The organism is Kosmotoga sp. DU53, assembly GCF_001639905.1.
Taxonomy (GTDB): domain Bacteria; phylum Thermotogota; class Thermotogae; order Petrotogales; family Kosmotogaceae; genus Kosmotoga; species Kosmotoga olearia.
This window is the reverse complement of record NZ_JGCK01000071.1, coordinates 58,161-72,506: the sequence shown is the minus strand read 5'-3', so window position 1 is coordinate 72,506 and position 14,346 is coordinate 58,161. Positions and strand designations below refer to the sequence as shown.

Here is a 14,346-nt window from a genome sequence, read left to right as displayed (position 1 = left end):
GTGACGTCATGGCTGATAAAAGCGATGTAATTAAAATGGAAGGTGTGGTAATTGAATCAATGCCCAATGCCACATTTAAGGTGAAACTCGACAATGACCATATCGTACTGGCACACATTTCCGGAAGAATGAGGAAAAATTTCATACGTTTGATTCCGGGTGACCGCGTTATCGTAGAAGTATCCATTTACGATCTAAGCAAAGGAAGAATAGTTTTTCGAAAGAAAATAAACAAAGGAGGAGCATAACAGTGAAAGTAAGAGCGTCGGTAAAAAAACGTTGCGAACACTGCAAGCTCATAAAAAGAAAAGGAAGAGTTATGGTTGTGTGTTCGAAAAATCCAAGGCACAACCAGCGCCAGGGTTAAGGAGGGAACGCTGAATGGCACGTATCGTTGGTGTTGAATTGCCAAACAACAAGAAGACCTTTGTTGCTCTAACATACATATATGGAATAGGTCCTGCCAGGGCAAAAGAAATCCTGAAAAACACAAACATAGACGGTGATAAGAGGGTTAAAGATCTCACAGACGAAGAGATCAGTAGAATTTCCAAGTATATAACCGACCATTACAAGGTTGAAGGTGAACTTCGTCAGGAAGTAGAGCGCAATATCAAGAGATTGATAGAGATAGGATGTTACCGCGGCATAAGGCACAAGATTGGACTACCTGTTAGAGGCCAGAAGACCCATTCCAACGCGAGAACAAGAAAAGGTCCAAGGGCCAGCAGGATTAAGAAGAAATAGTTGGGTCTCCGAGGAGGTAAGATGAATGGCAAGGAATAGGTCATCAAGAACCAAAAAAAGAAAAAAGTTAAATATTGATCGTGGTGTTGTCCATATCAAATCCACGTTCAATAACACGATCATCACTCTGTCGGATTTAGATGGGAATACGATCCTCTGGGCATCCGGAGGTACCGTTGGTTATTCTGGATCAAAAAAATCAACCCCTTACGCAGCCCAACTGGCTGCCGACAAGATAGCCAAGGAAGCCTTGAAACTTGGACTTACAAGAGTCTCAATTGAGGTTAAGGGTCCCGGTGCGGGAAGAGAAGCTGCTATTAGAACCATTCAGGCAGCCGGTCTTGTTGTGGACTCTATAAAGGATATCACCCCAATCCCGCACAATGGGTGCAGACCCAGAAGAAGACGCAGAGTATAAACGAGGAGGGAAATGAATGGCCAGATACACTGGACCTGTTTGCAAGCTTTGCAGACGTGAAGGGTTCAAACTGTATTTGAAGGGAGAAAGATGCTTCACTCCCAAATGTGCTGTTGTCAAACGTCCTTTTGCTCCTGGACAACACGGCAGCGCAACACGCAAACTTACACAATATGGTATGCAGCTTAGATCCAAACAGGCGCTCAAAAGAATGTACGGTGTTCTTGAAAAACAGTTCAGAAGGTATTTTGAAATTGCATCCAGAAAGTCTGAAGAAACCGGTACAGCTCTCATTAAAGTACTGGAAAGCAGACTGGACAATGTGGTTTACAGAATGGGCTTTGCTTCCAGCAGAAAACAGGCTCGCCAGCTTGTCAGTCATGGTCACGTTCTCGTAAATGGCAGAAAAGTCAACAAGGCATCTTACAGTGTGAGACCGGGTGATATTATCGAGATCAAAGAAAAGAGCAAAGCAAAAGTTCCTGTTAAAGAAGCGATCGAGGCTTCCAGGAATCGAACCACACCTCCATGGCTGGAAATCGATTTCGATGCGGCTAGAGGAACATTTGTTAGATTCCCTGAGAGAGAAGAAGTAGATATTCCTGTCGATCTGCAATCCATCATCGAGCTCTACTCGAAGTAATGTTGTTACCTTCTTGAAAGGAGGTGTGTGCCCGATACTTGGGCAGTCACAATGGTTGGATTTGTAATGCCAAAATCTCTAAAGATTGAAGAGGAGAGAGAGGAACAGAACAGTTATTACGCAAAGTTTGTCCTTTCACCAATGGAAAGAGGATACGCTGTAACCATAGGAAATGCGCTCAGAAGAGTTCTCCTCTCCTCAATTCCAAGTATGGCAATAACCAGATTGAAAATCCCGGGGAAATATCATGAGTATGATACAATCGATGGGGTTAAAGAGGACATCCTTGAAATAATCCTGAATTTAAAAAAAGTGCAGCTTAAACCTGCCCTAGAGTTTTCTGATCCTGTTAAGCTAAGCATAGAGAAAAAGGGCCCAGCTATTTTAACTGCTGGAGATATAAAAGCTCCTACAGGAGTCGAAGTGGTTAACCCTTCCCAATATATAGCCACCTTAAATGAAGATGCTGCTGTTTACATGGAGCTCTTTGCTGAAATTGGTAAGGGTTTCGTTCCAGTCTCGGAAATGGAGCTGGAACAGGATGTGGAAATGATCTATATAGATGGTATATTCAGTCCGGTTCTTAAAGTCAATTTCATTTCCGAAAATGTTCGTGTAGGAAAGAAAACCGACTACGACAAACTCATTCTGGAAGTCTGGACAAAGAAATCTATAAAACCAACAGAAGCGCTTTTAAAGGCAACAGATATATTGATAAAGCATTTTGAGGTTACCACATCAAGTCTGAATCAGGTACTTGATAATTCAGGAATTTTAGTAAACAGCGCTTCGATTTTTGAACCCGAAGAACCCCAACCGGAAGAAGAACCTGTTGAAGAACCCATCTCAGAAGAGGATTCCGTGCTTTCAAGACGTATAGAAGAACTGGAACTATCCGTAAGGTCGCTTAACTGTCTGAAGCGCGATAAAATCAACACAATTGGTGACCTTATAAGCAGAACAGAGGCTGATCTTCTTAAAATAAGGAACTTTGGTGATAAATCAATGGAAGAAGTCAAGAAAAAATTGAAGGAGAAGTTCAACCTCTCACTAAAGAAAGAACAGTAAAAGAAGGTTAAGGAGGTTGCCCCATGAGACATAGAGTCAAGAAGAAAAAGCTCAACAGACCTCACAGCCAAAGGCTCGCATTAATGCGAGGTCTTGCGAGGGAGCTTTTCGAGCATGGAACAATTATCACCACCACAGCTAAAGCAAAAGCGGTAAAACCCTTTGTCGAATCAATAATAACCAAAGCTAAGAAAGCGGCCCTTTACGCAAAAGAAATCAATGAAAGATCCAACGGTGATCCTGAAATCCAGGCTTTGCGATCAAAAAACGTCGCTCTAAGAAGAGAAATCAACAGGCATTTCAATGACAGAAAACTTGTTAAAAAAATCTGTGATGAGATCGCTGTTAATTACATCGACAGAAACGGTGGTTACACGAGAATTATCAAGGTAGGTAGAAGAAGAGGAGACGCCGCTGAACTCTCTATTCTTCAACTCGTAGAAACAAAAAGCGAAGAAAACGTTGAAAACTAAAGATGGCTACCCGCGGTAGCCATCTTTTTTATCTGCGTCATCCAAGGAGGTAAAATATGCGAATATTCCTGGACACCGCAAATATTGAAGAGATTAAGAAAGCTGTGGCCTGGGGAGTAATCGATGGAGTTACTACAAATCCAACATTGATAGCTCGCGAAAAAGCCCCTTTCACAGAGAGAATAAAAGAAATCTGCGAAACAGTGAAGGGCCCTGTCAGTGCGGAGGTCGTTGCACTGGATTATGAAGGAATGGTGAAAGAAGCACGGGATCTTGCAATGCTCGATGAACACGTCGTTATCAAAATTCCAATGACTCCTGAAGGAATCAAAGCGGTAAAAACCCTTTCATCTGAAGGAATTAAAACAAATGTTACTCTTGTTTTCAGTGCGGTTCAAGCTCTTCTGGCAGCAAAAGCGGGCGCAACGTATGTAAGCCCGTTTATCGGGCGTGTGGACGATATCTCCTCTGATGGCTTGAGGCTTGTTGAGGATATCGTTGCTATATTCTCAAATTATGGTTTTCAAACAAACGTTCTCGCAGCGAGTATACGCCATCCGATGCACGTGCTGGAACTCGCTACAATCGGCGTAGACATTGTAACTATGCCCTTTAATGTTCTCGAAAAACTCTTTCATCACCCCCTAACTGACAAAGGAATTGAAAGGTTCTTAAATGACTGGGAAGAATACAGAAAAGGTACAGGCCTTTGATTTTTGAATAGAGGTGTGTTATATTTAATGCGAGGAAAGTTTGTACTTCCCCTCTTACTTGTTTTTCCCTTCGTAAAACTGCACCAGTGTTAATTCATAAATAATCTTCTTTTTGGAAGGAGGGTTGGTGCATCCGTTTATTCTGGGGATTGCACCGTGAAAATTGAGCCCAAGAAGGAAAAAAAGTGTTGAAAAATCTTCTGAAGAAAAGGAAGTTAAGGAAGTCGAAAGTGTGAGCTCTTCCGAGCAGAATCATTCTGAGAAGGTAAACAAAACTCCTGAAACTTCCGCCAACAAAGATTCTTCCACAACAGATAAAACTGACAACGAAAAAGACCAGAACAACAAGGTCAAGGATACTATCAGGGAAGTGGAAATCGACATTTCCCAGCTTCTCAAAATGCCCATACGTGAACTCTACAAACTCGCGAGAAAATACTCCATCACCGGTTATACACAAATGGCAAAGAAAGATCTTATCTTTGCTGTGCTCAAAGCACAAACCGAATCTTATGGATACTTCTTTGCTGAAGGTGTGCTTGAGATAACTGACGGGGGCTATGGGTTTCTTAGAACCCTTGATAACAATCTCTTACCAAGTTCTAACGATATATACGTCAGTCAATCTCAGATTCGCAGATTCAACCTGAATACGGGTGATTGGGTTGCGGGTCAGGTCCGTTCTCCCAAAGAAGGAGAAAAGTATTTTGCACTGTTGAGAATCGAAGCAATCAATCAAAAACCCGTGTCTTACGCTGAAGAGAGAATAAGTTTCCAGAATCTTGTTCCTGTTTATCCGGATGAAAAGTTCATTCTCGAAACGGAACCATATATTGTTAGCACAAGGATAATTGATTTGTTTTCTCCAATCGGCAAAGGCCAGAGAGGCTTATCGTCGCACCACCTAAAGCTGGAAAAACCACTCTGCTCAAAGAGATCGCCAATGGAATCGCGGAAAATCATCCAAACACAATACGAATTATTCTTTTGATAGATGAACGCCCAGAAGAGGTTACCGACTTACGAAGGTCAACTGATGCTCACGTAATAGCTGCCCCATTTGATATGTCACCTGACAAACAGATAAGAGTTGCAGAGTTGACACTGGAAATGGCCAAGCGTCTGGTCGAGTTTGGCTACGACGTCGTGATATTGCTGGACAGTATCACTCGTCTTGCAAGGGCATACAACCTCTACGTTCCCCCAAGTGGAAAACTTCTCAGTGGTGGTGTCGACCCATCTGCACTGTATCATCCAAAGCATTTCTTTGGTGCTGCCAGGAATATTGAAGACGGAGGAAGTTTGACCATAATATCCACCGCGTTGGTTGAAACTGGAAGCAAGATGGATGAAGTTATTTTTGAAGAATTCAAAGGCACTGGAAATATGGAATTGGTTCTCTCTAGACAACTCGCCAACAAACGAATATTCCCTGCAATAAATCTAAACCTTTCCGGAACAAGGAAGGAAGAACTCCTGCTTCCGCCTGAAATTCTAAGGAAAGTTTGGGTTCTCAGAAGAATGCTTGCGGGAATCAGTGAAGAGGAAGGATTAAAAGTCATTGTAGATAAAATGAAAACCACTAAATCCAACGAGGAATTTCTTGATCTGATAGATCTCGAAAAAAGCAGATATTGAAAGGTAGGATGAAATGGGATTAGTTATTGGCATCGATCTTGGAGGTACAGAAACTAAAATAGGTTTGGTAGATGAACATGGAAAGATTCTGAACAAAACAACTATTCCCACCCTGGTTTCCAGAGGCCGAGAAGATGTGGTGGCACGTATTGCCAATAGTATACATAATATTCTAGACATCGCAAACGAGAAGGACAAAGTGCTTGCCATAGGAATTGGTTCCCCTGGATCAATAGACAGAGATAGCGGAAAGGTCTTATTTTCACCGAATTTTCCGGATTGGAGAGATTTTCCCCTTGCTTCTATGATAAGAAAACATACAGGATTGGAAACTTTTATTGAAAACGATGCCAACGCTTTTATCCTTGGTGAATGGGCTTTTGGGAAATATAAAGGTAGTAAACATATGATAGGACTCACTATCGGAACAGGAATTGGTAGCGGAGTCATTTCTCACGGTCAACTAATAACCGGCCACAACGGTTATGCTGTGGAACTCGGACATATTATTGTGGAGCCAAACGGTCCACTCTGTGGCTGTGGTTCACATGGCTGTTTGGAAGCAGTAGCATCCGCAACGGCAATTGTGCGTTTTGCTCACGAATATAGAAAGCGTTTTCCTGATTCTGCGATTTTCTCATCTGAAAAAATAGAGGCAAAAACCGTTATAGATGCCGCAAAAAGCGGAGATGAACTTGGAAAAATTATTTTTGATAGGTTTATTGATGCTCTTGCACGTGGAATAGGTGGATTCATTCACACGTTCAACCCGGAAGTAGTAATAGTCGGCGGAGGTGTGAGTAAAGCGGGAGACTTTCTACTAAAAAACCTTAGAGAACGGGTTGATAGATACGTAATGACTTCATTCAAGGGAACGGCCAAAGTAGATCTAAGTGATCTGGTGGAAGATGCCGGAATAAAAGGGGCCGCTTCCATCGTTTTCTATCGCAAGAGGTGATTTTTTCTCAAACGCTGGGTAAGTATGTGAGCCTGCCTTGTTGGTTCTGGTAACCTATATTTTCCTGTATATTTTAGGGTTAATGACATAGCGGTATCAACATCCATCATATGGCCCGGTGAAACAAAAACAGGTTTTGTATTTTTTTTGGTTCTTAAAACTGTTCCAATTATCTCCCCGGTTTTATTATACATATAAGAGAAATCTCCTTTATTTCTACCTGGTTCGTTGTAGCTACCAAACAAATGACTTTTTGCAACACCTAAAGATGGCTTTTCCAATAACAATCCCATATGAGCAGCAATGCCAAGGCCTCGAGGATGCGCTATTCCCTGACCATCAAAAAAGAAAAGGTCAGGAACTATTTTCAATTTTTTCACTGTTTCAATGAATATTGGGCCTTCTCGAAAGGAAAGGAACCCCGACACATAAGGAATATGAACTTCCTGGGTGTGATAGACACTTTCAATCACTTTCAAAGTATCATCCATCACTACTATCACACAGAGCCCTAGATTCTTCTGAGGAAAAGAAACATCCACACCTGCAACGATTGAAACCTTTTTCGCAGGAAATTCAAAGGATAACATTCCTTTCAGGGTTCTCTGGATATCAGCGGCTTCTTCCAGAGAAACATTCCAATCGTGTAAGCACCGAATTTTCATGCTAACCTCCTTTATAAGGGTTCGTTGGAATTATACCCTCTGTTAGGTTAAAATATAAAGGTAGAAGATGGACGTTTGGAGGTGTCTAAATGAGATTTTCAATACCAAGGAATGAATTTTTGACACGCCTCGAATCCGTGTCAACCGCTGTTGCTTCAAAGACCGTTAAGCCTATTCTTTCTGGTATACTCTTCAGAACAGCAGAAGACAGCAAGTTAGAACTTATCGCAACTGACCTGGAGACCTCTATAAAGACTTATGTTCAACCAAGCGAAATCTCCGGAACCGGGCAATTTGTCGTTGACGCGAAGGTTTTGCTTGAAATAATGCGTAATTTACCGGATGGAAAGGTTTTCTTTGAGTTTCAGGACACGAACCTCGTCATAAGAATGGAAAAGAGTCGTTTCGTTCTACCCACAATGTCTGGCGAAGAATTTCCAGAGGTAGAACCCGCTCAGGGTGGATGGGAACTGGAAACTTCCGTTACCGCGCTTGAAATAATGATAGATAGGGTGCTCTTTTGTGCGGCAAAAGATGAATTTATGAGAAATCTCAACGGTGTGTACTGGGAACTCGAAGGTGGTTATCTCCGGCTCGTAGCCGCAGATGGATTCAGACTGGCACTCGCTGAGGAAAAAACAAATCAAAACCTCGAAGATCATTTTCTGTTGACACTTAAAAGTATGAAAGACTTGCAATCAAGCATAAAAACAGCTGGATCAGATGACATGAAGATCGTTTATGATGGCACCCGGGTAGGATTCTATTTTGATGGCACAGAGATGGTGGCGAGAGTTGTTGAAGCCGATTTCCCGGATTATAAAAAAGTGCTTCCTAAAGCCTTCAAAACACGTGTTGTAGCTAACACCTCATCATTATCTGATGCTATCAGACGCGCTTCTATCGCCGCCAGGCTCGGAAGTGATTCTATTAAGATCGAGATCAAAGAGGATAACATGAAACTCATTGCTAAGAGCCCAGATCACGGTGAATCCTCTGAAGAGCTTGAAATAAAGAAAGACGGAGAAGACCTTATCATTGCTTTCAATCCAAAATTCTTGCTGGAAGCAACAAAGAAGATAGATACAGAAGAAGTGGAACTCAACTTTGTGGATTCCAACAGTCCGTTGCAGATGAATCCTGTAGATGTTGAAGGATATCTATACATTATAATGCCAATAAGGCTGATCTAAATGTATCGGGTAGGAATTGGATTCGACGCTCACCCTTTAGAAGCAAACAAAAAAGGATTATATCTTGGGGGTATAAAAGTATCTGAGGAATATTCCTCAATTGGCCATTCCGATGGCGATGCATTGATTCATGCCATTGTAGATGCAATATTAGGAGCCACGAATGCCGGTAATATAGGTATCTGGTTTCCGGAAAATGAAGAAAATCGCGGAAGGAGAAGTACTGAGTTCCTTGAAATAATACGAAAAAAGATATTAGCAGGAAAATACGAGATACTGAATATCGATTCTGTGATTATTATAGACAAAGTCAGACTGAATCCTCATATAGAAAACATACGACTAAAACTTGCAAGAATTCTTGGCATAAGTAAAGGGAATATAAATGTGAAACCAAAATCTGGAAATACTTTGTATGGAAATTCAGTGTCTGTATATGCTGTGTGTATGTTAAAAAAGGTGGGGACATAGTATGCCGGAATATAGGTACGAAATAATCACCAAAGATGGAAAAACAGAAAGAGGAAAAATTAGCGCAGCTTCCCAACTTGAAGCGTTGCAACTATTGAATAGCCAGGGATTCGTGGTTACATCCATCAAGCCAATTTCAAAGACCCGGAAAAGAAAAAGGTCATTGTTCCCTATACAACCTAAAGAACTTAGCCTCTTTTCAAGACAGCTGGCAACGATGGTATCGTCAGGAGTTAGGATTAGAGACGCACTACAGGTACTTTCAAAACAAACTATGTTTTCTCGTAGATTCAGAAAAATTTTGGTTGAAGTCGTTCTTTTAATTGAATCAGGTGAAGGATTCAGCGATGCCCTTGAAAAAACACGCGTCTTTGATGAACTCTTTGTGAATCTTGTCAGAGCTGGCGAAACTGGCGGCGTACTCGATGAGGCCTTACAAAGGGTTGCCGAATTCTACGAAGGGATGGTTGATCTTCAAAACCAGGTAAAATCAGCAATGTCTTACCCATTGTTCATGATGGCTTTTGCCGTTGGCATCGTTGGAGTCATTTCCTTCTTCATACTACCAAATCTAATGAGTGCCTTTGGTACTGGATTTGAACCTGGCGGAGTTATGGGATTCCTCCTGTGGATGAATTCGCTGCTGACAAATCATGGAGTAGTGGTTGCCATTGCAGTGGTAATGTTCTTTATAGGAGCCAAAATCTTCATGATGACAAAATACGGTCTGATCGTAAAAAATTTCTTTGGATCTATCATTCCACCTGTAAGAAAGTTACGAGAAACAACAGCCCTTGAGCGTTTCACACGTACTCTAGCGGTTCTGGTGGCAAGTGGTGTGGATCTTCCAACATCCCTTGAACTCGCCGCCGAGGTTTCGGAAAGCACCAAAATAATGAACGGAATTTCATTAGCTGTAGATATGATCAGAGCCGGGGAACCTATACACGTTTCGCTAGAAAAGCAGAAGATATTCCCTTCCATCGTTATAAGCATGGTTTCAACAGGTGAGGAAACAGGTAAATTAGATGAAGTTATGTTCAAAGTAGCGGATTTTTACCATGCGCAGGTAACTACCTCTCTCAAGAAACTCGTTTCCTTGGTTGAACCAATTATGATCATGTTTATCGGTGGATTTATTGGTTTCCTTGCTTACACAATGTACAACACAATTTTCTCGATGGAACAAGCAATGGGAGGATAACTTATAGCCATGAATCTCACGGAAACAGTACTGTATATTCTTTTAATCTCATTAGGAATGTTCTTAATCTCTTTCCCGATTATAAATTTCTTTGGGAGTTATAATATAAAACTTTCGAAAATACAATTTGATATCTTTCTGGAAGATGTAAAGCAGGAAGCAATACAGAGTTCAAAGCGAAGAAAAATCTTTTACAACCATACAACAGGGATATTTATAGTATCTACCGGAGGAAAATTTGAAGATTTTCCCGGTACAGCTTCTCAAGATTGTATCTTTGGATTTGAAGATGATGGTTCTTTCTTTATAGAGAAAGGTTCCACTACTTTTTCATTTGAAGATGGTTCTTCGCTGGTTATCATGCCAGTAACTGGTAGAGTAGTTTATTAATAGGAGTGAAAGGGTTGTTCGAAAAGTTCGTAACTGCCATAAATTTCTGGGAAGATCTTGCTGAGATTTCGAGAGTACTCGTCAAGAAAAAATACATAATACCGGTCTTTAGTGTCCTCGAATATGGAGAGAACGCTTTAAAGAAGGCTGCAGAACGCTATTTCGAATACAACGTCCTGGATGTAGATGAAGTTATCACCACAGCCATCCACCCATCAAACGTTGTTTTTCAACATGTTGAGGTTCCGAAGGTAAAAAACGAGAAGAGCCTCATGAACGTGGCCAATTTCAAGATAGCAACTCAGTTCTCTCTTCCGCCAGCTGAAGTCATTCCAAGCCCTTTAAACAGCTTAAAAGCAATTAAGAACTCTGTTATACCAATTTTTGCTGTGACAAGGGACAGGTTTTTAAAAAATTTTCTTGAAAAGATTAAAGAAGTTGGTTTCCCCGAACCTGATATTGTGGATATCAATCCTCTTCCGATTTTGAAGCTTCCACCTCGAGAAATTTTTGCTGGTTCCAGAATACTCTTTTCTGTTGATCTGGACTACTCTATTTTGTACATTATCAAAGACTCCGAAATAATTGGAATCAACTACATAGGTGAAGGTTTTAATGCTGTCATAGACCACCTAACCAAACCAGACGATAATAAATTTGACTTATTAAAAAAATTCTTGACCAGTCAAGCCCCTCCCGATACAAGTCTTATCGAAGAAGCCTCCGATCACCTCTCTCAGACTATTGGTTACCAGTTAAGGATGTACATATCAAATACATTCTCCAGCTCTCCCAACACCTCAATCAGCGATGAACCTTACTTTGATACGGTTTTTGTAGTAGCTCAAAGTGATCTTTCAACAAAGATCTATGTTGAAACCTTTAAGAGAATACTTGGTGATGAAAAAAATGTTTTAGCTCTACCCTTACGTATGGACGCTTCGCCCCAGTTTTCATACAACGTTGCGGGATTGCTTGTAAGAGGGGGTGAGATTCTTGGTAAACGTAAACTTGCATTCAAAGAAGAGAGTCTATAGCCTTTTCACCTTCTTTGTTGTAATAGGAATATCACTGGGAATAATACTTATGGGAAAATTCATTCTTGCTAAAGGTTTTGAAAGCCGATTGAACCAGATTGCATACATAAAAGGGTACCTGCTGGACAGTGTAGGCATCATTCTAACAGGGGTCCCAAAAATTGACGCTAGCGCAATAAGCACAAAACGAAATGAGTTAGTAGTAGAACAGGCGAAATTGGCCCGGCGTGTTTCTGAATTGAAAAAACATATACGAAGCAAAGAAAAAGAAATTCTTTTTTTTAAAACCCTTGAAGCATTTCTTGAAGACCAAAACGCCATCAGATCAATTGTGACCAGACTAGATTATGAGGGTGGAACAGGGGTAGCTTACTATTACTTAATCTACGATAGAGACTCAAAAACCACTGTACCTTCACCGGCGCTTAAACCTTCTACCCCATATCAGTTAAATTTAAAAGGCGAGATGGAATTTTCCAATCTTTACATACTAAAGCTTTACGAACTAAAAGTTGGTGATGGAATTGATTAACAACGGAGATAATGAAATAAACAAAGGTTTTATGGAAAATTTTAGCGAAGACGCCTTCTTTCTGGGAGAAAGCCTCCTTGGATCCGGGCAAAATCGGGAATTGCTATTCGTTTCTGAAAAGTACAAGAACAGGATAAAAAGAAAAGTTACCCCTCTCCACAGAAAAGGAATTCCTACAAGAGTCGCTGGTATTTTGATAATTTTAACCACAATAACAGCGTTTCTTCTCTTCGTGGGTTTTTACATGTTTAACGCCTTCAGAGACGTTTCAAGGCTTACCACCGAGATAGAAGAGCTGGAACAAACTTATTATCAGGTTCAAAAATTATCGAAAGTAGCAAATGAAACTGTCGCTTTCCTATCTTCAAAAAGTAATTTTGAAGAGCTGGACAAAATTACTGGGCATTTCTACCAATACGAAGGGAAAAGCGTTAGAAGGAATCTATATAGCCAGTAGCGCAGAGGATACCTTGAAAATAATGGAAAGGCTAACTAATGATCCCAAAGTTATCATGAAAAAAATATCCATAAAGTCTAATCTGGGGTTCCCAATACTTCCTAAAACGGACTTACCGACAAATGTTGTGGTAGAATTGACATTGGATCTCTATGTTACTGATCTTTTCTAAGGGATGTATATTATGCTTGAAAAAATTGCTATTTTTTCTATATTTTTTAGTCTAATAGGTATTTTTCTGTTGCTATCTCTTCTGTTTATACAACCCCTCGCAATAACAGAAGAGAGTGTTGTTTATAACAAACAAGAAGAAATTGATCTTTCATTATTCGAAAAAAATTTGAAGTTAGAAAATTATTTTCAACCACTATTCGCAAAGCCGGAAGAGGTCATCCAATCACTTCTGGAGATTGGTGTGGAAGCCACATCACTGGCTTATAAGAGTTACATAAAACTAAATGATGTCAACTACGCTGTCATTGAAGTCAACAACCAACTTAAAACCGTCAGAGTTGGGGATTTTATTGCTCCATATATTGTGTACGGGATTACAGAATTTGCGGTGCTCCTGAATGATACTCGAAGCAACACCTTTGCCATCGTGAAGTTTTTCCAGGCAGAAAATTAATAAAGGAAAAATAAAATAAAAAAATAGCAATTATACGGGGTGATCAGCATGAAGAAATCTTCGTTGCTTTTATTGTTTCTTTTTTTGATTTTCTTTTCAATCCTGATTCATGCAAATCAATTAAAGTCTCTTGTACCTACTCTGGATGATCGCTCGGTCACGATAACCATGACCTTCAGCTCTGCTTTGAACGAATTAGATTACAATATCCAATCCAACCCATCAAAAACCGTATACTCGTTGACGCTTTACGGCGTTAGTGGAAAAAACATGAACCTTCCATTAAGAGCCGGACCGGTCGAAGGGCTCTGGACGAGGGATCTTGGGGACAGAATGTCCCTTAGCGTTGCATTACTGATCCCGGCAAACAAAGAACCCGAGGTATTGTTGAAAAATAATACGCTCATCCTTCGTTTCTGGCGATCAGCAATCGAGGTATCAGTTGACCGTTTCAGCACCTACAGCATGAACCTCCAGACGGTATTGACCTACCTTTTCAGTGACGAGGTTCTGAATCTCTCCCACGTTATCACCGAGAAGGTTGGAAAACTCCCGGTAACCGTAGGATTCACCTCCTCACACCCCGAAGATATTTTGCGGAACATCCTCATTTCTCTCGGCAGTCAGATTGCCTATGCCTATCTCACAGATGGAACGTTTTATATAGGAACCCCTGAAGAGGTCAAAGATGTTGTTAACAGGTTCTGGAAAACGTACATCGGCGTCGACATAAAGGTTGGAGAAGATGGGCAGAACCAGCTCGAAGCCATTAGAAAAGCTTTACCGGTGGAAGCTTTTCTGGAATATATTCCAAACGAATCCACTTTATTAGCTTTCGGAGATCTCGAAACCCATCTCCTACTTTCCAACCTTCTAACCTCATCCTACATAAAAAAAGAATATAACGTAGAGCTTTTGAAGCTTCCATCAGGAGAAAAAACTCTTGATTACTTTTACAAAATCGCCTCTGAAGTCAACAATTTTCTCTGTGATGGCTCTGTAAAGATAGACTCCTTACCCGAATTTAATAAAATTTAATAAACTGATTCTGTCAGGAAGCGCCAGAGATGTAAACATCATCATCTCATACCTGGACAGTTATAAAAAATCT

20 protein-coding genes and 1 pseudogene are annotated in these 14,346 nt (G+C 40.7%); 20 read left to right on the top strand and 1 reads right to left on the bottom strand.

From position 1 onward, the window contains the following. The first annotated feature begins 8 nt into the window (after positions 1–8). From infA to DU53_RS09765, 10 genes and pseudogenes are all read left to right on the top strand, one after another. Positions 9–248, top strand: coding sequence for a translation initiation factor IF-1 (infA, locus tag DU53_RS09810; RefSeq protein ID WP_015869203.1), 240 nt, complete (start codon positions 9–11; stop codon positions 246–248). A gap of 2 nt (positions 249–250) precedes the next feature. After that, positions 251–367 carry a 50S ribosomal protein L36 gene (gene rpmJ, locus DU53_RS09805; RefSeq protein WP_015869202.1) on the top strand — a complete coding sequence of 39 codons (117 nt, stop codon included), beginning with the start codon at positions 251–253 and terminating at the stop codon, positions 365–367. A 14-nt stretch (positions 368–381) separates the two neighbouring features. Continuing rightward, on the top strand, positions 382–747 hold the full coding sequence (gene rpsM, locus DU53_RS09800; protein WP_015869201.1) for a 30S ribosomal protein S13: 366 nt from the start codon (positions 382–384) through the stop codon (positions 745–747). 25 nt (positions 748–772) lie between these two features. Next, positions 773–1,165, top strand: a complete 393-nt coding sequence (rpsK, locus tag DU53_RS09795) for a 30S ribosomal protein S11 (protein WP_015869200.1) — start codon at positions 773–775, stop codon at positions 1,163–1,165. A 16-nt stretch (positions 1,166–1,181) separates the two neighbouring features. Next, a complete protein-coding gene (gene rpsD, locus DU53_RS09790; protein ID WP_015869199.1) occupies positions 1,182–1,808 on the top strand; it encodes a 30S ribosomal protein S4 in 627 nt (208 codons plus the stop codon). A 51-nt stretch (positions 1,809–1,859) separates the two neighbouring features. Beyond that, positions 1,860–2,876, top strand: coding sequence for a DNA-directed RNA polymerase subunit alpha (locus DU53_RS09785; protein ID WP_041288736.1), 1,017 nt, complete (start codon positions 1,860–1,862; stop codon positions 2,874–2,876). A 23-nt stretch (positions 2,877–2,899) separates the two neighbouring features. Beyond that, on the top strand, positions 2,900–3,349 hold the full coding sequence (rplQ, locus tag DU53_RS09780; RefSeq protein ID WP_015869197.1) for a 50S ribosomal protein L17: 450 nt from the start codon (positions 2,900–2,902) through the stop codon (positions 3,347–3,349). Between the two features lie 56 nt (positions 3,350–3,405). Beyond that, positions 3,406–4,062 (top strand): fructose-6-phosphate aldolase, encoded by a 657-nt coding sequence (fsa, locus tag DU53_RS09775; RefSeq protein ID WP_015869196.1) that lies wholly within the window; start codon positions 3,406–3,408, stop codon positions 4,060–4,062. 400 nt (positions 4,063–4,462) lie between these two features. Further along, a pseudogene (gene rho / locus DU53_RS09770) lies at positions 4,463–5,700 on the top strand (transcription termination factor Rho). A 13-nt stretch (positions 5,701–5,713) separates the two neighbouring features. Further along, positions 5,714–6,658: an ROK family protein gene (locus DU53_RS09765; RefSeq protein ID WP_015869194.1), complete on the top strand. Its 945-nt coding sequence runs from the start codon at positions 5,714–5,716 to the stop codon at positions 6,656–6,658. Here the strand turns inward: DU53_RS09765 and nfi are convergent. Continuing rightward, on the bottom strand, positions 6,643–7,323 hold the full coding sequence (gene nfi / locus DU53_RS09760; RefSeq protein ID WP_015869193.1) for an endonuclease V: 681 nt from the start codon (positions 7,321–7,323) through the stop codon (positions 6,643–6,645). The two genes, DU53_RS09765 and nfi, sit on opposite strands and share 16 nt — an antisense overlap. Positions 7,324–7,412: 89 nt before the next feature. Between nfi and dnaN the strand changes: the two genes are divergently transcribed. Genes dnaN through DU53_RS09715 form a run of 10 tightly spaced genes read left to right on the top strand, consistent with a single transcriptional unit; the run spans position 7,413 to position 14,273 of the window. Further along, on the top strand, positions 7,413–8,516 hold the full coding sequence (gene dnaN, locus DU53_RS09755) for a DNA polymerase III subunit beta (protein ID WP_015869192.1): 1,104 nt from the start codon (positions 7,413–7,415) through the stop codon (positions 8,514–8,516). Then, positions 8,517–8,987: a 2-C-methyl-D-erythritol 2,4-cyclodiphosphate synthase gene (gene ispF / locus DU53_RS09750; protein ID WP_063728525.1), complete on the top strand. Its 471-nt coding sequence runs from the start codon at positions 8,517–8,519 to the stop codon at positions 8,985–8,987. A gap of 1 nt (position 8,988) precedes the next feature. Next, entirely contained in the window at positions 8,989–10,191 is a 1,203-nt protein-coding gene (locus DU53_RS09745; RefSeq protein WP_015869190.1) for a type II secretion system F family protein, read from the top strand. A 9-nt stretch (positions 10,192–10,200) separates the two neighbouring features. Continuing rightward, the gene (locus DU53_RS09740; RefSeq protein WP_015869189.1) at positions 10,201–10,581 is read left to right on the top strand and encodes a hypothetical protein; all 381 of its coding nucleotides are present in this window, start codon (positions 10,201–10,203) and stop codon (positions 10,579–10,581) included. 14 nt (positions 10,582–10,595) lie between these two features. Continuing rightward, on the top strand, positions 10,596–11,618 hold the full coding sequence (locus DU53_RS09735; RefSeq protein WP_063728523.1) for a hypothetical protein: 1,023 nt from the start codon (positions 10,596–10,598) through the stop codon (positions 11,616–11,618). Continuing rightward, positions 11,578–12,150: a hypothetical protein gene (locus DU53_RS09730; RefSeq protein WP_063728521.1), complete on the top strand. Its 573-nt coding sequence runs from the start codon at positions 11,578–11,580 to the stop codon at positions 12,148–12,150. Before DU53_RS09735 ends, DU53_RS09730 begins: the two co-directional genes overlap by 41 nt. Then, positions 12,137–12,607: a hypothetical protein gene (locus tag DU53_RS09725; RefSeq protein WP_161484789.1), complete on the top strand. Its 471-nt coding sequence runs from the start codon at positions 12,137–12,139 to the stop codon at positions 12,605–12,607. Before DU53_RS09730 ends, DU53_RS09725 begins: the two co-directional genes overlap by 14 nt. Before the next feature lie 22 nt (positions 12,608–12,629). Further along, entirely contained in the window at positions 12,630–12,779 is a 150-nt protein-coding gene (locus DU53_RS12335) for a hypothetical protein (protein ID WP_161484788.1), read from the top strand. A 12-nt stretch (positions 12,780–12,791) separates the two neighbouring features. Further along, positions 12,792–13,235 carry a hypothetical protein gene (locus tag DU53_RS09720; protein ID WP_015869186.1) on the top strand — a complete coding sequence of 148 codons (444 nt, stop codon included), beginning with the start codon at positions 12,792–12,794 and terminating at the stop codon, positions 13,233–13,235. A gap of 48 nt (positions 13,236–13,283) precedes the next feature. Next, positions 13,284–14,273, top strand: coding sequence for a hypothetical protein (locus DU53_RS09715; protein ID WP_063728517.1), 990 nt, complete (start codon positions 13,284–13,286; stop codon positions 14,271–14,273). Positions 14,274–14,346 lie beyond the last annotated feature (73 nt).